We start from the raw sequence: 23,768 nt of genomic DNA, 5'->3' as shown, positions 1-23,768 counted from the left end.
AACGATAAGACATCATGAGCAAACCTTGCACCCTACACCCTGCATCCGGAAATCGGGTTGGACTCCTGCTCAGTCCTGTTCAATGGCTGCTGCTCCTGGTCGCTGTAATCTGGGGCGGCAGCTACAGCGCCGCCAAACTTGCCACGACCGAGCTGCCCGTACTGCAGTTCCTCGTACTACGTTTTGGTTTGACGTTTCTCTTGCTGGCCCCCGCATTACGCGGCATCACTGCAGTCGCGTCATGGAAAAGCTCACTGGCAGGGGCCATCTTGCTGGGCGCAATTCTGCTGGCGATTTTTGTCAGCGAGACCTTTGGAGTATCGCTGACGACGGCCTCCAATGCCGCCTTCCTGATCAGTCTGTGCGTAGTCTTTACGCCATTTTGCGAATGGCTTCTTCTGGGAGAGCGTCCAGGCCGTTCGGCGCTGATGGCCTGTGGCTTATCGTTTCTCGGTGCCTCATTGCTGGCATTTCAGGGCGGCGGCGATCTTTCCCGATTGACGTGGGGCGATGCCCTGATGGTGCTGGCCGCCCTCCTGCGCGGCGTCATGGTCTGCATGACACGCCGCCAGAGCCTGCTCTTCAGATTGCCCGCCCTCACCCTGACGGCCGTACAGATGGGCGTCATGACCCTTGGCTCGTTCATTCTCATGACCGTCGCGCCCGGTCCGGGCTGGGTAGCTGTTCCGGCCACGCCGTCGTTCTGGTGGGCGATGGCGTTTCTCGTCTTGCTCTGCACGATCCTCGCCTTCTTCGTACAGAACTATGCCGCCGCCCGCACCAGCCCGTCGCGCGTGGCTTTGCTGATGGGCAGTGAGCCGCTTTGGGGGGCGCTCATTGCGGTCTTCTGGATGAAGGAGCAGATGTCCTTGCAGGGGTGGGTCGGGGGCTTGCTGATCGTGAGCTCTACGTGGCTGGTGTTGCGGCCTCGGCGCCAGTAAATCCAGCGCGTGCATTACCAGCAAGGATGGCGCGGATAGGACTTGGTGCAGAAAACGTCATGGTTGAAATTCTGGAAAGACGCCATAGAAATTGATGGACTTGAGCGGCCTGATCAATCACCGCCAACATTGCGCCAATATTTGATGAAACCCTTCTTGGCAGAACCGGCGTGGCCCTTCGTTTCGATGAAAAGTCTCCATGAAGTGAAAACTCAACGTCAAGCCCTTGAAAGCGCTTGGGCTATGAATGCATCTTTCGCCTGACGATACGCCTGCATCGATTTGCCGTCCCATTGCATCTTGAGCCGATTGTAGGCATCTCTCAACTCGGCATCTTGCTTGAGCATGCAGAAGAACGAATCGAAAATATCGTATGGACTGTTACGGACGATAAGTTGCAAGGAAACCTCCAGACCCGACTCTACGTTGTAACCTTGGATACAGTGGTCGGATAGCTGATTGGGGTTGCGGATGAAACTCGTATCGAGCAACATCCTGGCGCAGTCAAACTTGTCCGCACTCACCTTAATCGCAAAATCCAGGTCTTCTTTCCCAATCACGCCGGGCACCGCCGTACTGCCGACTTCCCTGACGTCTGCATAGGGAAGCAATTCTCTGAGAAAGCGAACTACGCGTATCCGCTCACGCCGCATCATGCGAAGGTCTGGTGACTTGATTCTGAATACATCGGCATCATCAAACATGTGCTTGACCTCCTTCAATTCTCTGTCTAAACACGCCGAAAGAATCAATCCGTATCTTCCTGTACCACATTGAATTGTTCATCGAGAATGTGAATCTCGCTGAACCCTTCCACCACAGACGGGGGCTCGAAGAGCTTGAAAACATTGGCGACGGCATCCTCCGGAACAATCTCATCCGGCGACCGCCCCGCATTACGGCGCAAGGCAGTCTCCAGACTGACCCTTATCCAAACCGCCGCGACGGGCACGCCCGAAGCCTGCGCGATGCCGATGACGCGCGCGCGGCGAAGCGCCGTGGCGAACGTTGCGTCCACATAGATCGTCTGGTCCGACGCTGACAACCGCTTGCTGACCCAGGTCGATTTTCCTGATCCCTGAATTCCCAGCACCATGACGACCTTGCGGGGCGCAGTTCGCAGCGCGTCGGACAAATCAAGGTACAACTGCTCCCATGCAGCGGCATTGCGCTCCATGCTGAATTGGCGGCCGGATTCTGTCTGCAGATAATGGTCGGGATTGAGATGCATGCCGAGAGGTGACGCTTCGCTATCAAAAGAATTTTTTTGCCGCCGCCGATGATGCTCACAACCCCCGCAAAAAATCAAACAACTCCGGCACATCCGCATACCCCACATTGAACCGGAAACTGGTCTTGTGCGGCGCCGACAGATGGAAGAAATCCCCCGGCGCCAGCCAGATGCCCTTCTGCCGCGCCCTGTCCGCGATCTCGCGTGCCGACAACTCGCAACCTTCGATGGTGGCCCAGCTGAACATGCCGCCGCGCGCCGCCGTAAAGGGCGTCAGGCCGACTTCGGTGAGCTTGGCATTCAGGGTGGCCTGGGCATTGAGCAGTGTGGCATTGAGCGTCTGCACGTGGCGGCGGTGATGACCTTCGGTCAGGACATTGTGTACCAGCCGCTCATTGATCTCCGAATTGGTGAGCGTCAAGACCATCTTGGTATGCACGATCTGCCGCGCCAGTTCGCGCTGGCAGGCGATGTAGCCCACCCGCAGCGAGGGCGCGATGGTCTTGGAATAGCTGCCCACGTAGATCACCCGCTGCAAGCCATCCAGCGCAGCCAGCATGGGATCGGTGGCCTGGCCGAGTTCGCGGAAGATGTCATCTTCCACCACCCAGAAACCATATCGTTCAGCAGCCTGCAGCACACGCATCGCGCAAGCCGGGGTATAGGAGGTGCCGGTCGGATTCTGCAACACGCTGGTGGTGAAGAACATCTTGGGGTGATGCGTGCGCGCCAGCGTATCGAGCATGTCGGTATCGACCCCGCCCGGTGTGCGTGCCACGCCGATCACGTTCAGGCCGGCCAGGCGCAGCATGGCGATCAGATTGCAGTAGCCGGGATCGTCAATGAGCACCGTGTCGCCCGGCTTGGTCATGGTGCGGATCACCAGGTCCAGCGCCTGCGTGGCGCCGTGGGTGGTCAGCACCTGCTCGATGCCCAGCTCCAGCGCCCAATGCCCGAGGAATTGCGTGATGAGCTGGCGCAGCGGCGCATAGCCGTAAGGATGGCCATAGCCGACCTGCTGCGCGCCGGGGGAGCGGATGATGCGGCGCTCGGCCTGGTGCAGTCCCTCGTCGTTGAGCCACTTGCCGGGCAGCCAGCCGCAGCCGGCCTTGATGGGCACGCGCTCATCTGCAAACATTTCCGAGAGCAGCCAGGCCGAGTCGATCACCGGCTCGGGCGGCACGAAGACCGCGCGCGTGCCCGCTTGCCCGGCCCGCGCCGCCACGAAGAAACCGGCGCCGCGCCGGGCCTGCAGCATGCCGCGTGCGACCAGCTGCTCGTAGGCTTCCACCACGGTCGAAGAGCCAATGTCGTGGTGCTGGGCAAACTGGCGCACCGACGGCAGGCGCTCGCCGGAGCGCAATTCCCCCGTCTCGATCAGGCCGGCCAGGCCAGCGGTCACCTGCTCCAGCAGGCGCTCGCCGGTCTTGCGTCTCAGGTCCAGTTGCAGCGGCGCGCGCGCAGGCTTGGCCATGTCATCCTTTCGGGCAAAGTGTTGGGCTGGCGGAGCACTGCATTGCTGCCGCGAGCCAAAGTGTAGGGAGAAATTCCAAACTGTATTGGTCACTGTATTGGTACCGCCATACACCCGGATCATGGCGTATTCCCGATGGATAGCGGGTATCACGACATCCTGGGTGGCCAACGGAAGCACCCGCTTCCCGGCAGAGTGAGCAATACAGTTCGCCTTCCAGACCAATACAGTTTCGAGCGAAAATCAAAAGTGTAGCTAACAATACGGCCACTGTCTGGCAATAATCAAGCACCCTCGACTGATTCTCCAATTTCTCCATTTTTTTCACGGTGCCTGCCATGTCCAGCCAAGACCAAACGCATCCCTCCAGCCTGTCGGCCTACTGGATGCCCTTCACTGCCAACCGCAATTTCAAGACCGCGCCGCGCATGCTGGTGTCCGCCGAAGGCATGCATTATCGCGACGACGCCGGCAATGCCATCCTGGACGGCACCGCCGGCCTGTGGTGCGTACCGCTGGGCCACGCCCATCCGAAGATCGTGTCGGCGGTGCAGAAGTCGGTGGCTACGCTGGACTATGCGCCCTCCTTCCAGCTGGGCCATCCGAGCGCCTTCGAACTGGCCGAGCGCCTCAAGGCTTATACGGGCGACCGCTTTGCGCACGTGTTCTATACCGGCTCCGGCTCGGAATCGGTGGATACCGCCCTCAAGATCGCCCTGGCCTACCACCGCGCCAAAGGCAACGCCACCCGCACCCGCCTGATCGGCCGCGAGCGCGGCTATCACGGCGTGGGCTTCGGCGGCATGTCGGTGGGCGGCATCGGCGGCAACCGCAAGACCTTCAGCACGGCGCTGCTGCCGGGCGTGGATCACCTGCCGCACACCCACAACCTGGAAAAGAACGCCTTCACCAAGGGCCAGCCGGAATACGGCGCGCACCTGGCCGATGAGCTGGAACGCCTGGTGACCCTGCACGACGCCTCCAACATCGCCGCCGTGATCGTGGAACCGGTAGCCGGCTCCACGGGTGTGCTGATCCCGCCCAAGGGCTACCTCAAGCGCCTGCGCGAGATCTGCACCAAGCACGGCATCCTGTTGATCTTCGATGAAGTCATCACCGGCTTCGGCCGCCTGGGTACGCCCTTTGCGTCCGACTACTTCGACGTGGAACCGGACATCTTCACCACCGCCAAGGGCCTCACCAACGGCGTGGTGCCGATGGGCGCGGTGTTCGTGAAGAAGGAAATCCACGATGCCTTCATGAACGGCCCGGACGGTATCGAGCTCTTCCACGGCTACACCTATTCCGGCCACCCGCTGGCCTGCGCGGCCGGCCTGGCGTCGCTGGAGGTGTTCCAGACCGAAGGCGTGCTGGAGAATGCGCAAGCGGTGGCGGACTATTTCCAGGAAGCCGCCCATGCCCTGCGCGGCCTGCCGCACGTGATCGACGTGCGTACCATTGGCCTCATCGCCGGCATCGAGCTGTCCTCCATCCCCGGCCGCGTCGGCGCCCGCGCCTATGACGCCTTCGTGCGCGCCTTCAATGACGGCATCCTGATCCGCGTCACCGGCGACATCATCGCGCTGTCGCCGCCGCTGATCATCAACAAGCAGCAGATCGACGAACTGTTCGGCAAGCTGGCGGCCATCCTCAAGACCCTGGCCTGACCTCATCCTCACGCAATGACGCAAGAAAGATTCATGGAAAAGATTGCACACTACATCGGCGGACAGCGCGTCGATACCAAGAACGGGCGCTACGCCGATGTCTTCAACCCGGCCCAGGGCGTGCCGGTGGCGCAGGTGGCGCTGGGCACGGCCGATGAGGTCGATGTGGCGGTGAAGGCCGGCGTGGCCGCCTTCCCGGCCTGGTCCAACACCCCGCCGCTGACGCGCGCGCGAGTGATGTTCCGCTTCCTGCAGCTGATGCAGCAACGGGCCGATGACTTCGCCCGCATCATCGTGCGCGAACACGGCAAGACCTTCTCCGATGCGCAGGGCGAAGTGGCGCGCGGCATCGAGATCGTCGAGTTCGCCGCCGGTATCCCGCAGATGCTCAAGGGCGAATACACCGACCAGATCGCCCGCGGCATCGACGCCTGGTCGATGCGCCAGGCGCTGGGCGTGGTGGCCGGCATCACGCCGTTCAACTTCCCGGCCATGGTGCCGATGTGGATGTTCCCCATCGCCATTGCCTGTGGCAACTGCTTCGTGCTGAAGCCTTCCGAACGCGATCCGTCGGCTTCGCTGCTGATCGCTGATCTCTTGAAGGAAGCGGGCCTGCCCGATGGCGTCTTCAACGTCGTGCAGGGTGACAAGGTGACTGTCGATGCCCTGCTGGATCATCCGCAGGTCAAGGCCATCAGCTTCGTCGGCTCGACCCCGATTGCCGAATACATCTATGCCCGTGGCTCGGCCAAGGGCAAGCGCGTGCAAGCCCTGGGCGGCGCCAAGAACCACATGGTGGTGATGCCCGACGCCGACATGCAACTGGCCGTGGATGCCCTGATGGGCGCGGCCTACGGCTCGGCCGGCGAGCGCTGCATGGCGATCTCCGTGGCGGTGGCCGTGGGCAGCGCCGGTGATGAACTGGTGGCGGCCCTGGCCGAACGTGCGCGCAGCCTGAAGATCAACGAAGGCATGGCCGCCGGTGCGGAAATGGGCCCGGTGGTGACGGCTGCGGCCAAGGAACGCATCGAAAGCCTGATCGGCCGTGGCGTGGAAGAAGGCGCGACGCTGGTGGTGGATGGCCGTGGCTATCAGGTGCCGGGCTTCGAGAAGGGTTTCTTCGTGGGCGGCACCCTGCTCGATCACGTCACCCCGGACATGACGGTCTACAAGGAAGAAATCTTTGGCCCGGTGCTGTGCGTGCTGCGCTGCCCGGACATCGCCAGCGCGGTCGAACTGATCAATGCGCATGAGTATGGCAATGGCGTGGCTGTCTATACCCGCGATGGCGGCGTGGCCCGCGAGTTCGTGCGCCAGATCGAAGTGGGCATGGTCGGGGTCAACGTGCCGCTGCCGGTGCCGATGGCCTTCAGCAGCTTCGGCGGCTGGAAGCGCAGTCTCTTCGGCGACCATCACATGTACGGACCGGAAGGCGTGCGCTTCTACACCCGGGCCAAGGCGGTGATGCAGCGCTGGCCCAATACGGCCAGTGCCGGTGCGGAATTCGCTTTCCCGCAGATGAAATAAACAGGATCAACGGCATGAAATTTTCATGCCGTTTTTCTTTGGTGCACACGTATGATGAAGGATCTGGCCGGGCCCCGGCCATCGTTGTGTTGGTGCAGAAAACGTCAGGCACGGTGCAGAAAAGATCAGCCTGACTCAGCCCGCAGGAAATGACGTGAAGGCCTGCACCAAAAGCAAGAAGACTTAGAAAACAAGACCGTCGTGGACGACCGGTGGAGACACACCGGCAGCACGGGAGAACGGCCACACTCTATTGGAGACCCGCTCTTCGGAGCGGCAGGAGGAGCCCCATGCTGGCTCACGCCACGCGGCGCAAAGACGCGCTGCTGCAGCGTTTTGACGTCATCACGTCACTGCCTTGCGTCATGCGCAACAGGCAGCGCATTCCTGTTGCTCCTCTCTTTTCCGCCCGTGCCTGGCGGAGGATTTCCTGTGTCCACGCAATATTCTCATGCCGTAATTTCCTAATTTTTCTGGAAGACATGGGCATGGAACTTGCGTTGACGAACGGTAATGCTTTGTTGCGCAATTCCATGGATGTCATCTGTCAATCGTTCACCTCGAGGGAGAAAGAAGCATGATCAGCCGTCGCAATTTCCTGAAACTGTCCGCACTGGCCGCGCCCGGCGCATTGAGCTACCGCGATGTCTTTGCCCAGGCCGAGAGCATTGCCTTCGGCTGTCCGGTGCCGATGTCCGGGCCCTTTGCCGCCAATGGCAAATTCGCCGACATGGGCATGAAGCTGGCCCTGCAGAAATACGGCAAGGTGCTGGGCAAGAGCACCAGCTACGTCACCCTCGACACCGAAGGCAAACCCGCCACCGCCGTGCGCAAGATGCAGGAGACCATCGAGAAGGGCACGCGCTTCTTCGCCGGCGGCATCCTCTCGGGCGAAGCGCTGGCCATGGGCAAGGAAGCCGACAAGGCCGGCGCGGTCTTCATCACCACCGCCGGTGCCGATGAAATCACCGGCAGCGAGTGCAACCGCGCCACCTTCCGCTGGTCGGTGCCGACCTTCGGCGCCATCGAACAGACCGTGCGCCCGCTGCTGGAAAAGCTGCCCAACGCCAAGCGCTGGTACACCATCACGCCGCAATACGTGTTCGGCGAAGGCCTGCTGTCGGCGGCCAAGAACATCTTCAAGGAAAAGGGCATCGAGCACGTGGGCAACAGCTACCACTCGCTGACCGAAAAGGAATTCTCCGGCTATCTCACCAATGCCATTGCCGCCAAGCCGGACGTGCTGCTGCTGCTGAACTTCGGCTCGCAATCTTCGGATACGCTGCGCCAGGCGGTCAGCTTCGGCATGAAGAACAACTGCACCATCCTCATGGCCTGGGCCTCGGGGCTGGAACAGTTCGAGACCCTGGGCGCGGATATCTGCGAGGGCGTGTACTTCGGCGCGCAGTACTGGCATGCCATCGATTCTCCCTTCAACAAGGAATTCGTCAAGCTGGTCAACGACAACCTCAAGATCGATCCCAACTACAGCCTGGCCGGTTCCTACATCTGTACCAAGATCATCCTGGACGCCATTATCAAGGCCAACAGCACCGATCCCAAGGCGGTGATCGCGGCCATGGAAGGCATGAAGTACGAAGGCCTGACCGGCACCGAGGAAATCCGCAAGGGCGATCACCAGGTCATCAAGAACTACTACCTGCTCAAGGGCAAGGCCAAGTCAAAAATGGCCAACAAGAATGACTATGCGGACATCGTTTCTTCCGGCAAGTCCTTCCTGCCGCTGGAGAAGACGCAGTGCAAGCTGTGATGTGGCGCTGATGTGGCGTTGATGGGGCTGTGCTGACGTCGGGCACGCCCCACCCCGTTCGGACTGAGTAGCTGCGCCAGCGGCGTATCGAAGGCGTGGCTCCGGGTCCATTTCTGGCGGTGCGCCTTCGATACGACCCTGCGGGTCTACTCAGTCCGAACGGGGATTGAGCATTAATGAACTTCCTTGTTCTCCTCACGAGGTTCCATGAACATCTATCTGCTGCAGATTGCCAATGGCGTGGGCATCGGCATGCTCTACTTCCTGCTGGCGGTAGGCTTGTCGATCGTCTTCGGCCTGCTGCGCTTCGTCAATTTCTCGCATGGCGCCTTCTTCCTGCTGGGCGCCTATCTGTGTTTCGAGGTCACCGACCTGGGCCTGGGCTTCTGGTGGTCGCTGCTTATCGCGCCAGTGGCCGTGGGGCTGTTCGCCTGGATCGTGGAGCGCTTCGTGCTGCGCCACGTCTATGCGCTGCCGCATCACTTCCACATCCTCTTTACGGTCGGCATGGCGCTGGTGATCCAGGAAGCGGTGATCTCGGTATGGGGACCGCTGGGCAACAATGTCGCCCCGCCTGATGTGCTGCAGGGCGTGGTGATGTGGAGTGGCTTCGTCTATCCCAAGTACCGGCTCTTCGTCATCGGCCTGACTGCCGTGATTGCGCTGCTCTTGTGGTGGGTGCTGGAAGGCACGCGCCTGGGTTCGATCGTGCGCGCCGGATCGGAATCGACCGAAATGGTCAGCCTGCTCGGCTTGAACATCCAGCGCATCTTCAGCCTGGTCTTCGCGCTGGGCGCGGCCACGGCAGGTCTTGCCGGTGCGCTGGCCGCACCGATACGCGGCGCCGATCCCTTCATGGGCGTGGAGGCACTGGGCATCGCCTTCGTGGTGGTGGTGGTCGGCGGGCTGGGCAGCTTCTGGGGGTCGCTCATTGGCGGCATCCTGGTCGGCATCGTGCAGAGCGTGATGAGCACGGTCTGGTCCGAGGGCGCGCACCTGATGATCTATGTCGCGATGGCCGCCGTGATGCTGTTGCGTCCGAATGGCTTGCTGGGCCGTCCTGGCGCAGCTTGAGCGGCCTGACGTTTTCTGCACAGAGGTTTCCATGAAACAGATTGCGCATTTCCGTTACACCCTGTTGGCAGCCGCCGTGGCGCTGCTGTTGCCGCTGCTGCTGCCCTCGGGCACGCTGGCCACCGAAGTGCTGGTGTTTGCGCTGGCCGCGCTGGGCTGCAACCTGCTGCTGGGCTATACCGGGCTGATGTCTTTCGGCCAGGGCATCTTTTTTGGCGTGGGCAGCTATACCGCCGGTGTGGTGCTGCTGCAGTGGAAGCTGGCACTGCTGCCCGCGCTGGCCTTCGCCGCCCTCGGTGGCGCGCTGGTGGCGCTGCTGGTGGGCTGGTTCTCGATCCGCCAGCGCGGCACCTACTTCGTGATGCTCACGCTGGCCTTTGCCCAGATGTTTTACTTCCTGGCCTATACGATGAAGGACGTCACCGGAGGCGACAACGGCCTGCTGGACATCCCGCGCCCGCCCCTGTCACTGTTCGGACTGACGCTGCTGCCGACCACTTCTTCGTGGCAGTACTACACGGTGGTGGCGCTGCTGTTCGTGCTGGTGTTCTGGCTGCTGCAGCAGGTGGTCGATTCGGTGCTGGGCAAGACGCTGCTGGCGGTGCGCGAGAACGAGGCGCGTGCCTCGGCCTTGGGCTATGACGTGCGGCTGCTGAAACTGGCCGCCTTCGTGATCTCGGGCGCAGTGACGGGTCTCGCCGGCGGGCTGCACGCGATGATGACGGGGGTGGCGCCCTTGTCCAACATCGAATACCACACCAGCGAAGCAATCCTGGTGATGACCGTCATCGGCGGTACCGGCAACCTGTTTGCCTCGGTGCTGGGGGCGAGCTTCTACGTGCTGATGGGCAACTGGCTCTCCACGCTGTGGCCGCGCTGGCTGATGCTGCTGGGCTTGCTGTTGATCGCTGTCAGTCTCTACATGCAGAAGGGCTTGTTTGGCCTCGCGATGAAGATCATCGATGCCGTGCGCGGCAACAAGGAAGATGCTGCACAGAGCGCCACCGTGACCAAGGAGAAGCACTCATGAGCCGCCCCATCCTGCAGGCGGTGAACGTGACCAAGCGCTATGGCAAGTTCACCGCCGTCAACGGCATCACGCTCGATATCGAGGCCGGCACCGTCCATTCGGTGATCGGCCCCAATGGCGCGGGCAAGACTACGCTGTTCCATACGCTGACCGGTACCACACCCATCACCGAGGGCAGCATCCTGGTCGAAGGCGAAGAGGTGGCGCACCTGCCCGGCAATCGGCGGGTGCAGAAGGGCCTGGCGCGCTCCTTCCAGGTGACCAGCCTGTTCCCCAACCTGAGCGTGCGGGAAAACCTGCGCCTGGCCGCGCAAGGCCGCGCGCCGCTGGCTGCACTGAACCCCTGGAAACGTGCCGAACAATTCACTGCCGCGTGCGCGCTGGCCGATGCGCTGGTGGAGCGCCTGTCCCTGCAGGCGGTGGCGGGGCGGGCCTGTGCAGAACTTTCACATGGCCAGCAACGCAGGCTGGAAGTGGGCATGGCCATGGCCGGGCGGCCCAAGGTGATCTTCCTGGACGAGCCGACCTCGGGCATGGGCATCGACGACATCGCCGGGATGAAGCAGCTCATCCACGGGCTGCGGCGCGACTACACGGTGGTGCTGATCGAGCACAACATGGATATCGTGATGGATATCTCGGACCGCATCACGGTCATGCAGCTGGGCCAGATCCTGGCACAGGGCAAGCCGGCCGAGATCCGCAGTGACGAACGCGTGCGCCGGGCCTATCTCGGCAGCATGATCACCGGAGGCAAAGCATGATCCTGCAAGTGGAAGACGTTCACGGCTACTATGGCAAGAGCCACATCCTGCAGGGCGTGTCGCTGCAGGTCGATGCGGGCGAGGTAGTGACGCTCTTGGGCCGCAATGGCGCGGGCAAGACCACGACCTTGAAGAGCATCGTCGGCGTGGTGCCGCCGGCGCAGGGCCGGGTGCTCTTCGAGGGCCAGGTCATCAGCGGCTTGCCCGCCTACCAGATCGCCGCGCGCGGCGTGTGCCTGGTGCCCGAGCATCGCGGCATCTTCAAGCTGCTGACGGTGGAAGAGAACCTGACCATGGCCGCACGCAAGGAATCGGCCTGGGGGCTGGAAGAGATCTATGCCATCTTCCCGCGCCTGAAGGAGCGCCGCAAAAATGGCGGCGGCCAGCTCTCGGGCGGCGAGCAGCAGATGCTGGCCATTGCACGCGCACTGATGACCCATCCGCGCGTGCTGATGCTGGATGAACCGGTGGAAGGACTGGCGCCGGTGATCGTCGACGAGATCGTGGCGCAGATCAGGCAGATCAAGAGTACCGGGATGTCCATCATCCTGGTGGAGCAAAACCTGGAAGTATGTACGCAGCTGGCGGACCGGCATTACATCGTCGAACAGGGGCGCATCGTGTATGGCGGCAGCAATGCCGCGTTCCTGGCCGATGAGGGGGTGAAGGACCGTTATCTGGGTGTGAATCTGGCGGCATGAGGACGGTGCGCCTTCGATACGCCGCTGCGCGGCTACTCAGGACGAACGGGGAGTGGATGCCCCTCCTCCCGTTCGTCCTGAGTAGGCCGAAGGCCGTATCGAAGGCGCACCGGTATCAAATCAAACAAGGAATCAAGATGAACATGAAAACCAACCCCTCCACCCTGCGCATCGACGGCGCACGCCTGTGGAATTCCCTGATGGAACTCGGCCAGATCGGCGGCACCCCCAAGGGTGGCGTGTGCCGCCTGGCCCTGACCGACCTGGACAAGCAGGGTCGCGACCTGGTGACCTCGTGGGCGCGGGCCGAAGGCATGAGCGTGGTGGTGGACCAGATCGGCAACATCTTCATGCGCCGCCCCGGCCGCAACAATGCGCTGCCACCGGTGATGACGGGCTCGCACATCGACACGCAACCCACCGGCGGCAAGTTCGACGGCAACTATGGCGTGCTCTCCGGCATCGAGGTGATCCGCACGCTGAACCGGCACGGCATCCAGACCGAAGCGCCCATCGAGGTGGCGGTATGGACCAACGAAGAGGGCTCGCGCTTCGTGCCGGTGATGATGGGCTCCGGTGTCTTCTGCGGCGCCTTCACGCTGGAGCATGCCTACAACGCCACCGACATCGACGGCAAGAAGGTGCGTGACGAACTGGAACGCATCGGCTATATCGGCGAGCAGGTCTGCGGCGACCATCCCATCGGCGCGTATTACGAGGCGCATATCGAGCAGGGGCCGGTGCTGGAGAATGCCGATACGGTCATCGGCGTGGTGCCGGCCGTCTTGGGCCTGTCCTGGTATGACTGCACGGTGACCGGTTTCGAATCGCACGCAGGACCAACGCCCATGGAAATCCGCAAGGATGCGCTGCAGGTGTCGACCTTCATCATGCAGGAGGTGGTGGCCATCGCCCATCGCTATCCACCCTATGGCCGTGGCACGGTGGGCCAGGTGCAGGTGATGCCCAACAGCCGCAACGTGATTCCCGGACAGGTGAAGTTTTCCATCGACCTGCGCAACGTCAGCGAGGAGTCGCTCACCCGCATGCATGAAGACCTGCTGGCCTATCTGGAGGCCATGCGCAAGAAGACCGGACTGTCCATCGAGCTGGAGCGCGTGTCCTACTTCCCGCCCTGCCCCTTCCATCCGGAATGCGTGGGCAATGTGCGCGCTGCCTCCGCCGCGCTGGGCTACAAGACCATGGACGTGGTGTCCGGGGCCGGGCATGACGCCATCTATGCCGCGCGCCTGGCGCCGGCCGGCATGATCTTCGTGCCCTGCAAGGATGGCGTCTCCCACAACGAGATCGAAGACGCCCGTCCCGAACACCTGGAAGCCGGCTGCAACGTGCTGTTGCAGGCCATGCTGGCCAGTGCGGGTGTGGTCACCGAGTGATTGGTGCATGAAAACGGATTGATGCAAAAAACTGAACATGAAGCCGAAAATCGTCATTGCACGCATGAATCACGAGACCAATACCTTCTCGCCGATTCCCACACCACTTGCAGCGTTCGCCCCGCAATGGGACCACGCCGCCTGTCTTGACCAGAAGGGCGCACGTACGGCCATGGGTGCTTTCCTCGCACTGGCCGAACAGATCGGCGCGGACATCGTCACACCGCTGGCGGCCTGGGCCAATCCCAGCGCGGCGGTGGCGGCCGATGCCTATACCGTGATGTGCGACGCCATCGTGCGCGCCATCGAGGGCGGTTGCGACGCCATCCTGCTGGACCTGCACGGCGCCATGGTGGCCGAGAACGCCGAGGATGGCGAAGGCACGCTGCTGGAGCGCATCCGCCGCATCGCCCCGCACACGCCCATGGCGGTCGCGCTGGACCTGCATGGCAACGTCACGCAGAAGATGGTGGCGCATGCGGATGTCATCGTCAGCTTCAAGACCTATCCGCACATCGACATGTTCGAGACCGGCGAGCATGCAGGACGACTGCTGCTGGCGCGCCTGCAGGGCAAGTCGCAGCCGCGCATGGCCTGGCGCCAGGTGCCGGTGCTGTCGGCCACGCTGACCAGCAATACCTCGGCCTCGGCCATGCAGCGCGCAGTGGAAGCGGCCAAGGCGGCGGAACAACAGGCGGGCGTGCTGGCGGTGTCGGTGCTGGCGGGCTTCCCCCTGTCGGATTTCCGCGATGCGGGCATGTCGGTGGTGGTGGTGACCGAGAACGATGCGCCGCTGGCCGAGGCGGTGGCCGAGCGTATCGCCCGGCAGATCTGGGCCGAGCGCGCCGATTTCGTCTATGACAGCCTGCCCCTGGCCGAGTCGCTGGCACAGGCCCGGCAATTGAGCGAGGGACCGGGCCAGGGACCGGTGCTGCTACTGGACCATAGCGACAACGTCATGTCGGGCGGCACCTGCAATACCATGGACGTGCTGGAAGCGGCGCTGCAGGCGGGTCTTAGCGGCATCGCCGTGGGCCCCGTCAGCGATCCCGAGGCGGTAGCGCAGCTGGTCGCGGCCGGCGTGGGTGCCACCGTCACCCTGGCCGTGGGCAACAAGGTCGACCTGGCCGCACAGGGCATCCGCAAGATACCGCCGGTCTATACCGGCAAGGTCGTGGTCATCACCGATGGCCGCTTCACGGTGACCGGGCCGATCTATACCGGGTCGAGCTTGCAGATGGGACGCAGTGTGCTCCTGGACATCGGCGCGGCGCGCATCGTCATCACTGAGGAGCGGGTCGAGCCTTATGACCTGGGCGTCTTTACCAGCCTGGGCCTGGACCCGTCGCAGCAAGCCTTCCTGATCCTGAAATCACGCATGTATTGCCGTCCGGTATTTGTGCCGATCAGCCGGGCGCTGGTGGAATGCGATTCCGACAGCGGCGGGCCGACCAGTGCCAACTTCCGGCTGTTCCCCATCAAGAAGGTGCGCCGGCCGATCTATCCGCTGGATGCGGCCATGGACTGGCAAGGCCCGTCCAGCCCGGCTGGCGCTTTGCCGTAATACAACAGCAAGCATCAGGACATTCCCTAGTTGTGCTGTACAGGCGCGGGCCTGTGTTAGCCTGCAAGTCAGCAATGATGGGCCATTCATCGTTGCCATACGCCCGGCCAGGATCACAACAAAAAAGCAGCCGCCGGGCACTTCACCCAAGGGGAGACCGGATGAAAAACCTCAAGATCGGCGTGCGCCTGGCCATCGGCTTCATTGCCTTGCTGATGCTGATGGCCGTCATGGTGGGCCTGGGCGTATGGCGCCTGGGCAGCATTGGAGACGCCACCCACGAAATGACCCAGATCGCGCTGAAGAAGGAGCGCGATGCCGTGCAGTGGCATGCGGCCATCAAGGAAAACGGCGTGCGTACCTTTGCCGTCATGAAGAACGATGACGATGCCTTCCAGGCCTACTTCCAGAAGCAGATCGATGCCCAGTCGGCCAAGGTCAGCCAGTTGCAGAAGGAGGTTGAAGCGGCCATCAACGACCCCGAGGAAAAGCGCCTCTTCGAAGAAGTCGGCAAGCTGCGCGCCGCCTATCGCGATATGCGCCAGAAGATCTTCGACGTCAAGACGGCCGGCGACGATGCCCGCGCCCGCGAGATGACCGATACCGTGCTGGTCAAGATGATGGATGACTACGCCAACAGTGTGTTGCGCTATGCCGATTACCAGAAGAAGGAAATCGACGAGGCCGCTGCCGAGATCAACAGCAATTACCGTTCCGGCCGCGCCATGCTGCTGTTGCTGGGCGCCATCGAGATCGTCCTGGGGGCGGCGCTGGCCTGGCTGCTCACGCGCAGCATCACGCGGCCGCTGAACCAGGCGGTGGCCATTGCCGAGACCGTGGCCGCTGGCGACCTCACTTCCCGCATCCAGGCCGACAGGCGCGATGAGACCGGCCAGCTGCTGGCCGCGCTGAGCTCCATGAACGGTAACCTGCTGGATATCGTAGGGCGGGTCCGTTCCGGCACCGACACCATCAACGTCGCTTCACGCGAGATTGCCACCGGCAACCTGGACCTGTCGGCGCGCACCGAACAGCAGGCCGGCGCCCTGGAAGAGACTGCCTCGGCGATGGAACAGCTGACCTCCACCGTCAAGCAGAACGCCGACAATGCGCGCCAAGCCAACGAACTGGCGGCCTCGGCCTCGCAAGTGGCCAGCCAGGGCGGCGCGGTGGTGGAGCAGGTGGTGGCGACGATGGGCCAGATCCATGCCTCATCGCAGAAGATTGCCGACATCACCAGCGTGATCGATGGCATTGCCTTCCAGACCAATATCCTGGCGCTCAACGCGGCGGTGGAAGCCGCGCGTGCCGGCGAGCAGGGGCGCGGCTTTGCGGTGGTGGCGTCGGAAGTGCGCTCGCTGGCACAGCGTTCGGCATCGGCCGCCAAGGAGATCAAGCAACTGATCGATGAATCGGTGGAAAAGGTGGACGATGGTAGCCGCCTGGTGACCCAGGCCGGCAACACCATGCAGGAAGTGGTACACAGCGTGGCCCGCGTGACCGAGATCGTGCGCGAGATCACGCTGGCCAGCCAGGAACAGAGCGATGGCATTGAACAGGTCAACCTGGCCATCACCCACATCGATGAGGCTACCCAGCAGAATGCCGCGCTGGTGGAAGAAGCAGCAGCGGCCGCACGATCCATGCAGGATCAGGCAGCCTCGTTGACTGAAGCGGTCAGCGTATTTCGCCTTGATACCAGCGCGGTAGCGTTACCGAGCGCCAGCGGTCAGCGCGGTACGTCGCCTTCGACCGTGGTGCGATAGAGCGTGCGGCGCAGGTGTTGCGGAGTGATCGCGGCGTAATGCTGGGTGCTGCGGTTGTCCCAGAACACCAGGTCGTTGGGTTGCCAGCGGTGGGTGTAGACATTCTCCGGGCGGGTGATGTGGGCGTGCAGTTCCTTCAAGAGCGCATCGCTTTCGTCACGCGGGATGCCGACGATGTGCGACGTAAACCCTTCGCTGACGAAGAGTATCTTGCGGCCGCTTTCCGGATGGGTGATGACCACCGGATGCTCCACCGGCGGCACCTCGTCGATCTGCTGCTGCGTCAGCGGCTGGCGCCAGGGCGAGAGCTTGCGCAGGCGCTCGTAGCGATAGACGTAGGAATGCACGGCGCGCTTGCCTTCGAGCTGGGTCTTGAGCGCTGCAGGCAGGGTGTCCCAGGCGGCGGCGGTATTGGCATAGAGCGTGTCGCCGCGCTCGGCCGGCAATTCCTTTGAATGCAACAGCGCGCCCAGGCTGGGCTTGGGCATGTAGGACAGGTCCGAATGCCAGTCCGCGCCGGCATCGACCAGGCCGATGGGCTTGCCATTCTCGACCACGTTGGAAACGATCAGGATCTCCGGATGCCCGGCCAGGTGGAAGCGGTTGAGCACGTGCACCTGCAAGGGACCGAAGCGGCGGCTGAAATCGATGTGCTGCTGCGGCGTGATGCGCTGGTTGCGGAACACCACCACGCCATGCTCGACCAGTGCGCCACGGATGCGAGCCAGCTCTTCGGAAGAGACCGGCAGGTTCAGGTCCAGTCCGATGATTTCCGCACCCAGCGGGGCGTCGAAAGGAAGGATCTCGAATTGTTGATGGGTCTGCTGTGCGCGTTCCAGTGTGGCGACCGACATGGGGGCTCCTAGGTATCCGAGGCCAGACCGGACCACGCCCGGCTGACCTGCCAAAGCGCTTATTACACTCCCCTCGGCCATCCTCCAACAAGGAAGAAGAATTCATATCCATATGCGCTGAGCGTGCTAGGGCCTGCCGCTACAATAGCCAAGATGAAACAGCCCTTGCCTTTTCCTTCAGATGACCCGGAACCCGCCCATTCTGGGGCACGCCGCTTGCCGCCCCGGCCCGACTTCACCGGGCTGAGCGCTGCGGAAGTGGCTGCACGCAAAGCGGCGCGTGACCAGCGCGATGCGCAGGTGCGCGGCGTGGCGTCGGTGGCCGAAATGCGCCAGGCCATCCGCGAAGCCAGCGCCGTGCTGCCCGCGGTGCAGGAAATCGTGCGCATCGGCCCGCAGAAGACAGCCGCCTTCCGCGCACGTGCGCGGGCCGGCTTGCCCTTCATCATGACCGGCATGGCCAGCCGCTGGCCGCTGTCGGCGATGTCCATGGAAGACCTGCGCAACCACTTCGGCCAGTTGCCGGTGCGGGCGCGCGTGGGGGACTACATCAACACCGCCTTCGCGCCGGACCGGGCCATGCAGGACATGACGCTGGTCGATTACCTGGAGCAGGCAATGGCCGATGAGAGCGGGCTTCCGCCCTATCTCGGCAATCTGGAATTGCGGGCATTGAATGCGCTGTGCCAGTGGCCCAACTTCTTCGAGAAGATGGGCCCGCCGCGCTTCTGGATCGGACCGGCCGGGTGCATCACGCCGCTGCATTGCGACTATGACGACAATGTGTTCGCCCAGGTATGGGGAAAGAAGCGCGTCTGGCTGGCGCCGCCCCATCATGACCAGTATCTCTATCCGAAAGAGGCCAACGCCATCCTGTTCGGCTCGCCCTTCGACCCGGACCATCCGGACCTGGAACGCTTTCCGCTGGCGCGCCAGGCGGCGCTGGTGTGCTGCGAGGTGCAGCCGGGAGAGATGCTCTACATCCCGGCAGGCTGGTATCACCAGGTCAGTTCGTTGACGTTTTCGCTGTCGAGCAATCGCTGGGCGCGGGGGCGGCCGCTGGTGCTGTCCACTTAAGAAAAAAAAACCCACGCCTGTTTCCAGGCGTGGGGCTCGTTCGCTCGTTCAACTACTGCGCAAGCTGAGCGGGTCAGCCCGCCAGCTTCTTGCGCAGCAATTCGGTCAGTTGGGCCGGGTTGGCCTTGCCGCGCGTGGCCTTCATGGCCTGGCCGATCAGGGCGTTGATGGCCTGCTCCTTGCCGGCGCGGAATTCTGCAACCGACTTCTCGTTGGCCGCCAGCACCTGGTCCACGATGGCTTCCAGCGCACCGCTGTCGGAGATCTGCTTCAAGCCCTTGGCTTCGATGATGTCGTCGGCCAGGGTTTCCTTGTCGGACTTCGCTTCCCACATGCCGGCGAAGACTTCCTTGGCGATCTTGTTGGAGATGGTGCCATCGGCGATGCGCTTCAACAGCAGCGCCAGTTGCGCAGCCTTCACCGGGGCATCGGCGATATCGGTGTCTTCGCGGTTCAACGTGGAGGCCACGTCACCCATCAGCCAGTTGGCGGCCGGCTTGGCTTGCTCCTTGCCGGCTGCGGCGACCACGGCTTCGAAGTAGGAGGCCATGCCCTTGGATTGGGTCAGCACCATGGCATCATATTCCGGCAGCGCATACTCGGCCACGAAACGCGCGCGCATGGCGGCGGGCAGCTCGGGCATGGTGGCCTTGACGCGCTCGATCCACTCTTGCGAGATGGCCAGCGGCGGCAGGTCGGGGTCGGGGAAGTAACGGTAATCCTGCGCGTCTTCCTTGCTGCGCATGGAGCGGGTTTCCTTCTTGTCCGGATCGTAGAGGCGGGTTTCCTGCACCACGGTGCCGCCGTCTTCGATCAGCTCGATCTGGCGACGCACTTCGTAGTTGATGGCCTCTTCCAGGAAGCGGAAGGAGTTCAGGTTCTTGATCTCGCAACGGGTACCGAATTTTTCCTGGCCGACCGGACGCACGGAGACGTTGGCATCGCAGCGGAAGGAGCCTTCCTGCATGTTGCCATCGCAGATGCCCAGCCACATCACCAGCGAATGCAGGGCCTTGGCATAGCCCACGGCTTCGGCGGCACTGCGCATCTCGGGTTCGGTGACGATTTCCAGCAGCGGCGTGCCGGCACGGTTGAGGTCGATGCCGGTCATGCCCTGATAGTCTTCGTGCAGCGACTTGCCGGCGTCTTCTTCCAGATGGGCGCGGGTCAGGTTGATGGTCTTGATCTCGGTCTTGCCGTCTTTCTCTACGGCGAAGGACATGGTGCCGCCTTGCACGACCGGAATCTCGAACTGGCTGATCTGGTAGCCCTTGGGCAGGTCAGGATAGAAGTAATTCTTGCGCGCGAAGATGGAGCGCGGTGCGATGGTGGCACCGATGGCCAGGCCGAACTGGATGGCGCGTTCCACCGCGCCCTTGTTCAATACCGGCAGCACGCCCGGCAAGGCCAGGTCCACCGGGCTGGCCTGGGTGTTGGGTTCGGCGCCGAAGCGGGTCGAGCTGCCGCTGAAGATCTTGGATTGGGTCGAAAGCTGCGTGTGCGTTTCGAGGCCGATGACGACTTCCCACTGCATGATGTTGTCCTTGCGAATGCTGTTGTTGGCGACGAGGGCCAGCGATCAGGCCGGTTCGCGCAGGTGCCAGTCGGTGGCCTGCTGGAACTGGTGCGCCACGTTCAGCAGGCGCGCTTCGTCGAAATAATTGCCGATGATCTGCAGGCCGACCGGGCGCTTGCCGTTCTTCTCGCCCTGTCCGAATCCGCAAGGGATGGACATGCCGGGCAGACCGGCCAGGCTGGTGGAGAGCGTGAAGATGTCGGCCAGGTAGTTGGCCACCGGGTCATCAGCCTTGTCGCCGAGGTCCCAGGCGACGGTGGGCGAGACCGGGCCCATGATGACGTCGCACTGGCGGTCGGGGCCGGCCAGGGCGCGCTGGAAGTCTTCGGCGATGAGGCGGCGGATCTTCTGGGCTTGCAGGTAGTAGGCGTCGTAGTAGCCGTGCGAGAGCACGTAGGAACCGACCAGGATGCGGCGCTTGACTTCCTCGCCAAAGCCCTCGGCACGCGACTTCTTGTACATCTCGGCCAGGTCCTTGTAGTCGGCGGCGCGATGGCCGTAGCGCACGCCATCGAAGCGCGACAGGTTCGACGAGGCTTCGGCCGGGGCGATCACGTAATACACCGGGATCGACAGCTCGGTCTTGGGCAGCGAAATGTCGACCAGCCTGGCACCCAGCTTCTCGAACTCGGCCAGGGCGCCGCGCACGGCGGCTTCCACGTCGGCGGCCAGGCCGGCACCGAAGAATTCCTTGGGCACGCCGATGCGCAGGCCTTGCAGGCTCTGGTTCAGCGAGCGGGTGAAATCTTCCTTGGGGCGCTGCAGGCTGGTGGAGTCGCGCTCGTCGAAGCCGATCATGGTGTTCAACAGCAGGCCGCAGTCTTCGGCCGTCTTGGCAATCGGGCCGCCCTGGTCCAGCGAGGAGGCGAAGGCGATCATGCCATAGCGCGAGACGCTGCCATAGGTCGGCTTGATGCCGGTCACGCCGCACAGCGAGGCCGGCTGGCGGATCGAGCCGCCGGTGTCGGTGGCGGTGGCGGCCGGCACCAGGCGCGCGGCCACGGCGGCCGCAGAGCCGCCCGAGGAGCCGCCGGGGATGGCGGTCTTGTCCCAGGGATTCTTGACCGGGCCATAGAAGGAGTTCTCATTGCTGGAACCCATGGCGAATTCGTCGCAGTTGAGCTTGCCCAGGGTGACCGTGCCGGCAGCGTTGAACTGTTCCACCACGGTCGCATCGAAGGGGCTCACATAGTCCTGCAGCATGCGCGAGCCGGCCGTGGTGCGCCAGTTGCGGGTGACGAAGATGTCCTTGTGTGCAATGGGCACACCGGTCAGAGCAGGCGCATCATTGCCTGCCAGGCGCGCATCGGCGGCCTTGGCCTCCGCCAGGGTCAGTGCGCGGTCCACGTGCAGGAAGGCATTGAGATCGCTGGCCTCGATGCGGTCCAGGAACAGGGTCGCCAGTTCAGTGGCGGAAATCTTGCGCGCTTGCAGTTGCGCGGACAGTTCTTTGAGGGTGAGCTTGTGCATGGAATTGGTTACGCTGCGGTCTTGCGGGCCGGCTGGGCCGGATGCGGACAGGTTCTGGACGGGGCGCCGGGTTTATTCGATCACCTTGGGGACCAGGTACAGGCCATCCTGGGTGGCCGGGGCCGGTTGCTGGTAGTCGTCGCGGCGATTGGTCTCGGTCACGACGTCTTCGCGCAGGCGCAGCGCCAGCGCCGGCTCGATGGCGGCAATCGGGTGCGACAGCGGTTCCACGCCGGAGGTGTCGATGGCTTTCATCTGCTCCACCAGGGCAAAAATGCCATTGAGCTTGTCCAGCGTGGCGCCGGCCTGGGCGTCGGTCAACTCCAGTCGGGACAGGTTGGCAATGCGTTTGACGTCGGAAAGGGCAAGAGACATGATCGAAAGGACGCGCAGGGCGCGCCGCGTGATGTTGAAATTGGAGGACCCGTAGCCGCTGCGGCCAGAAGACGTCTTCTGCAGACTTGGCGCCGGCGGCAAGCTCGCTTGCGCGGCGGCTCGTCCGGGTCATGGCGGATCAGGCGTAAAAAACGGCAAACCCGCGCCGGATGGCGGCCGCAAGCGCCCGGAATGCTGATGTTTTTGGCTAACCGGCTTGCTGGTTTCTCGAGAATTATAAGGTAGAATGTCGGATTAATGCCTTGCAGGCGCCTGATTTTCGCGTCGCCGCAGCATGAACGGACACCCTCCCCCTATCAAAAAGCTAGGCGCCCCGTGGCGGGCGCATCAGGACAACTCATGTTTGGATTTCTCCGCAGTTACTTTTCGAACGATCTGGCGATCGACCTGGGCACCGCGAACACGCTAATCTACGCGCGCGGCCACGGCATCGTGCTGGACGAGCCGTCGGTGGTGGCGATCCGCCAGCAAGGCGGCCCCAACGGCAAGAAGACCATCCAGGCGGTCGGCAAGGAAGCAAAGCAGATGCTGGGCAAGGTGCCCGGCAACATCGAGGCGATCCGCCCGATGAAGGACGGCGTGATCGCCGATTTCACCGTCACCGAGCAGATGTTGAAGCAATTCATCCGCATGGTGCATGACTCCAAGCTGTTCCGCCCTTCCCCGCGCATCATCATCTGCGTTCCCTGCGGCTCGACCCAGGTGGAACGCCGCGCCATTCGCGAATCGGCCCTGGGCGCGGGGGCATCCCAGGTCTACCTGATCGAGGAACCGATGGCCGCTGCCATCGGCTCGGGCCTGCCGGTCTCCGACGCCACCGGTTCGATGGTGGTGGACATCGGCGGCGGCACCACCGAAGTGGGCATCATCTCGCTGGGCGGCATGGTCTACAAGGGTTCGGTGCGCGTGGGCGGCGACAAGTTCGATGAAGCCATCGTCAACTACATCCGCCGCAACTACGGCATGCTGATCGGCGAACAGACCGCCGAAGCGATCAAGAAGGAAATCGGCTCGGCCTTTCCCGGCTCCGAAGTCAAGGAAATGGAAGTCAAGGGCCGCAACCTGTCCGAAGGCATCCCGCGCTCCTTCACCATCTCCAGCAATGAAATCCTGGAAGCCCTGACGGATCCGCTGAACAACATCGTCTCGGCCGTCAAGAACGCGCTGGAACAGACCCCGCCGGAACTGGGCGCCGACATTGCCGAAAAGGGCATGATGTTGACCGGTGGCGGCGCGCTGCTGCGCGACCTGGACCGCCTGCTGATGGAAGAAACCGGCCTGCCGGTGATCGTGGCCGAAGATCCGCTGACCTGCGTGGTCCGCGGCTCGGGCATGGCGCTGGACCGCATGGACAAGCTGGGCTCGATCTTCTCGGCCGAATAAGCCGGCAGGACAGCCCGCCTGCACGATAAGCCTGCCGGACTGCAGGCGCAGGCAGCACAGCATGAACCGGCGGCGATGTACCGTCGGATGAGTGGGGAACCGATA

21 protein-coding genes are annotated in these 23,768 nt (G+C 63.0%); 14 read left to right on the top strand and 7 right to left on the bottom strand.

Features of this window, described 5'->3' with window-relative positions:
* Positions 1 to 14: 14 nt before the first annotated feature.
* Positions 15 to 941: a DMT family transporter gene (locus ACVC5H_RS01320; protein WP_489620624.1), complete on the top strand. Its 927-nt coding sequence runs from the start codon at positions 15 to 17 to the stop codon at positions 939 to 941.
* Positions 942 to 1,159: 218 nt separating this feature from the next.
* Here the strand turns inward: ACVC5H_RS01320 and ACVC5H_RS01315 are convergent, their stop codons facing one another.
* The 3 genes from ACVC5H_RS01315 to ACVC5H_RS01305 are packed head-to-tail and all read right to left on the bottom strand — an operon-like array spanning position 1,160 to position 3,646.
* Entirely contained in the window at positions 1,160 to 1,645 is a 486-nt protein-coding gene (locus tag ACVC5H_RS01315; RefSeq protein WP_489620623.1) for a GrpB family protein, read from the bottom strand.
* A gap of 44 nt (positions 1,646 to 1,689) precedes the next feature.
* Entirely contained in the window at positions 1,690 to 2,172 is a 483-nt protein-coding gene (locus ACVC5H_RS01310) for an AAA family ATPase (RefSeq protein ID WP_489620622.1), read from the bottom strand.
* Positions 2,173 to 2,227: 55 nt separating this feature from the next.
* The gene (locus ACVC5H_RS01305; protein ID WP_489620621.1) at positions 2,228 to 3,646 is read right to left on the bottom strand and encodes an aminotransferase-like domain-containing protein; all 1,419 of its coding nucleotides are present in this window, start codon (positions 3,644 to 3,646) and stop codon (positions 2,228 to 2,230) included.
* A gap of 338 nt (positions 3,647 to 3,984) precedes the next feature.
* Here ACVC5H_RS01305 and aptA point away from each other — a divergent pair, with 338 nt between their 5' ends.
* The 11 genes from aptA to ACVC5H_RS01250 all read left to right on the top strand — a co-directional run bounded on the left by aptA (position 3,985) and on the right by ACVC5H_RS01250 (position 16,907).
* Positions 3,985 to 5,313 (top strand): omega-aminotransferase AptA, encoded by a 1,329-nt coding sequence (gene aptA, locus ACVC5H_RS01300; protein ID WP_489620620.1) that lies wholly within the window; start codon positions 3,985 to 3,987, stop codon positions 5,311 to 5,313.
* 33 nt (positions 5,314 to 5,346) lie between these two features.
* Positions 5,347 to 6,840 (top strand): CoA-acylating methylmalonate-semialdehyde dehydrogenase, encoded by a 1,494-nt coding sequence (locus ACVC5H_RS01295; protein ID WP_489620619.1) that lies wholly within the window; start codon positions 5,347 to 5,349, stop codon positions 6,838 to 6,840.
* Between the two features lie 290 nt (positions 6,841 to 7,130).
* Positions 7,131 to 7,421 carry a hypothetical protein gene (locus tag ACVC5H_RS01290; RefSeq protein WP_489620618.1) on the top strand — a complete coding sequence of 97 codons (291 nt, stop codon included), beginning with the start codon at positions 7,131 to 7,133 and terminating at the stop codon, positions 7,419 to 7,421.
* Positions 7,418 to 8,611 carry an ABC transporter substrate-binding protein gene (locus ACVC5H_RS01285; RefSeq protein WP_489620617.1) on the top strand — a complete coding sequence of 398 codons (1,194 nt, stop codon included), beginning with the start codon at positions 7,418 to 7,420 and terminating at the stop codon, positions 8,609 to 8,611. Before ACVC5H_RS01290 ends, ACVC5H_RS01285 begins: the two co-directional genes overlap by 4 nt.
* 207 nt (positions 8,612 to 8,818) lie before the next feature.
* Positions 8,819 to 9,685 carry a branched-chain amino acid ABC transporter permease gene (locus ACVC5H_RS01280; protein WP_489620616.1) on the top strand — a complete coding sequence of 289 codons (867 nt, stop codon included), beginning with the start codon at positions 8,819 to 8,821 and terminating at the stop codon, positions 9,683 to 9,685.
* Positions 9,686 to 9,716: 31 nt separating this feature from the next.
* A complete protein-coding gene (locus ACVC5H_RS01275; RefSeq protein WP_489620615.1) occupies positions 9,717 to 10,715 on the top strand; it encodes a branched-chain amino acid ABC transporter permease in 999 nt (332 codons plus the stop codon).
* Complete coding sequence (locus tag ACVC5H_RS01270) at positions 10,712 to 11,479, top strand: ABC transporter ATP-binding protein (RefSeq protein WP_489620614.1); 768 nt, start codon at positions 10,712 to 10,714, stop codon at positions 11,477 to 11,479. The genes ACVC5H_RS01275 and ACVC5H_RS01270 overlap by 4 nt, the downstream gene beginning before the upstream one ends.
* Positions 11,476 to 12,180: an ABC transporter ATP-binding protein gene (locus ACVC5H_RS01265; RefSeq protein ID WP_489620613.1), complete on the top strand. Its 705-nt coding sequence runs from the start codon at positions 11,476 to 11,478 to the stop codon at positions 12,178 to 12,180. Before ACVC5H_RS01270 ends, ACVC5H_RS01265 begins: the two co-directional genes overlap by 4 nt.
* A gap of 137 nt (positions 12,181 to 12,317) precedes the next feature.
* The gene (locus ACVC5H_RS01260) at positions 12,318 to 13,577 is read left to right on the top strand and encodes a Zn-dependent hydrolase (RefSeq protein WP_489620612.1); all 1,260 of its coding nucleotides are present in this window, start codon (positions 12,318 to 12,320) and stop codon (positions 13,575 to 13,577) included.
* A 37-nt stretch (positions 13,578 to 13,614) separates the two neighbouring features.
* On the top strand, positions 13,615 to 15,141 hold the full coding sequence (locus ACVC5H_RS01255) for a M81 family metallopeptidase (protein ID WP_489620611.1): 1,527 nt from the start codon (positions 13,615 to 13,617) through the stop codon (positions 15,139 to 15,141).
* 161 nt (positions 15,142 to 15,302) lie between these two features.
* Positions 15,303 to 16,907 (top strand): methyl-accepting chemotaxis protein, encoded by a 1,605-nt coding sequence (locus ACVC5H_RS01250; RefSeq protein ID WP_489620610.1) that lies wholly within the window; start codon positions 15,303 to 15,305, stop codon positions 16,905 to 16,907.
* Here ACVC5H_RS01250 and ACVC5H_RS01245 read toward each other — a convergent pair.
* Complete coding sequence (locus ACVC5H_RS01245; RefSeq protein ID WP_489620609.1) at positions 16,871 to 17,761, bottom strand: TauD/TfdA dioxygenase family protein; 891 nt, start codon at positions 17,759 to 17,761, stop codon at positions 16,871 to 16,873. The genes ACVC5H_RS01250 and ACVC5H_RS01245 overlap by 37 nt on opposite strands.
* 153 nt (positions 17,762 to 17,914) lie before the next feature.
* Between ACVC5H_RS01245 and ACVC5H_RS01240 the strand changes: the two genes are divergently transcribed.
* Complete coding sequence (locus tag ACVC5H_RS01240) at positions 17,915 to 18,838, top strand: cupin-like domain-containing protein (protein ID WP_489620608.1); 924 nt, start codon at positions 17,915 to 17,917, stop codon at positions 18,836 to 18,838.
* 73 nt (positions 18,839 to 18,911) lie between these two features.
* Here the strand turns inward: ACVC5H_RS01240 and gatB are convergent, their stop codons facing one another.
* From gatB to gatC, 3 genes are all read right to left on the bottom strand, one after another.
* Positions 18,912 to 20,372: an Asp-tRNA(Asn)/Glu-tRNA(Gln) amidotransferase subunit GatB gene (gene gatB / locus ACVC5H_RS01235; protein WP_489620607.1), complete on the bottom strand. Its 1,461-nt coding sequence runs from the start codon at positions 20,370 to 20,372 to the stop codon at positions 18,912 to 18,914.
* A gap of 45 nt (positions 20,373 to 20,417) precedes the next feature.
* Positions 20,418 to 21,884 carry an Asp-tRNA(Asn)/Glu-tRNA(Gln) amidotransferase subunit GatA gene (gene gatA, locus ACVC5H_RS01230; protein ID WP_489620606.1) on the bottom strand — a complete coding sequence of 489 codons (1,467 nt, stop codon included), beginning with the start codon at positions 21,882 to 21,884 and terminating at the stop codon, positions 20,418 to 20,420.
* A 72-nt stretch (positions 21,885 to 21,956) separates the two neighbouring features.
* Positions 21,957 to 22,259, bottom strand: a complete 303-nt coding sequence (gene gatC / locus ACVC5H_RS01225) for an Asp-tRNA(Asn)/Glu-tRNA(Gln) amidotransferase subunit GatC (RefSeq protein ID WP_489620605.1) — start codon at positions 22,257 to 22,259, stop codon at positions 21,957 to 21,959.
* A gap of 360 nt (positions 22,260 to 22,619) precedes the next feature.
* Between gatC and ACVC5H_RS01220 the strand changes: the two genes are divergently transcribed.
* Complete coding sequence (locus ACVC5H_RS01220) at positions 22,620 to 23,663, top strand: rod shape-determining protein (RefSeq protein ID WP_006465688.1); 1,044 nt, start codon at positions 22,620 to 22,622, stop codon at positions 23,661 to 23,663.
* Positions 23,664 to 23,768 lie beyond the last annotated feature (105 nt).

This window comes from Herbaspirillum sp. Her3 (assembly GCF_057961275.1).
This window is presented reverse-complemented; position numbering and strand designations above follow the sequence as displayed.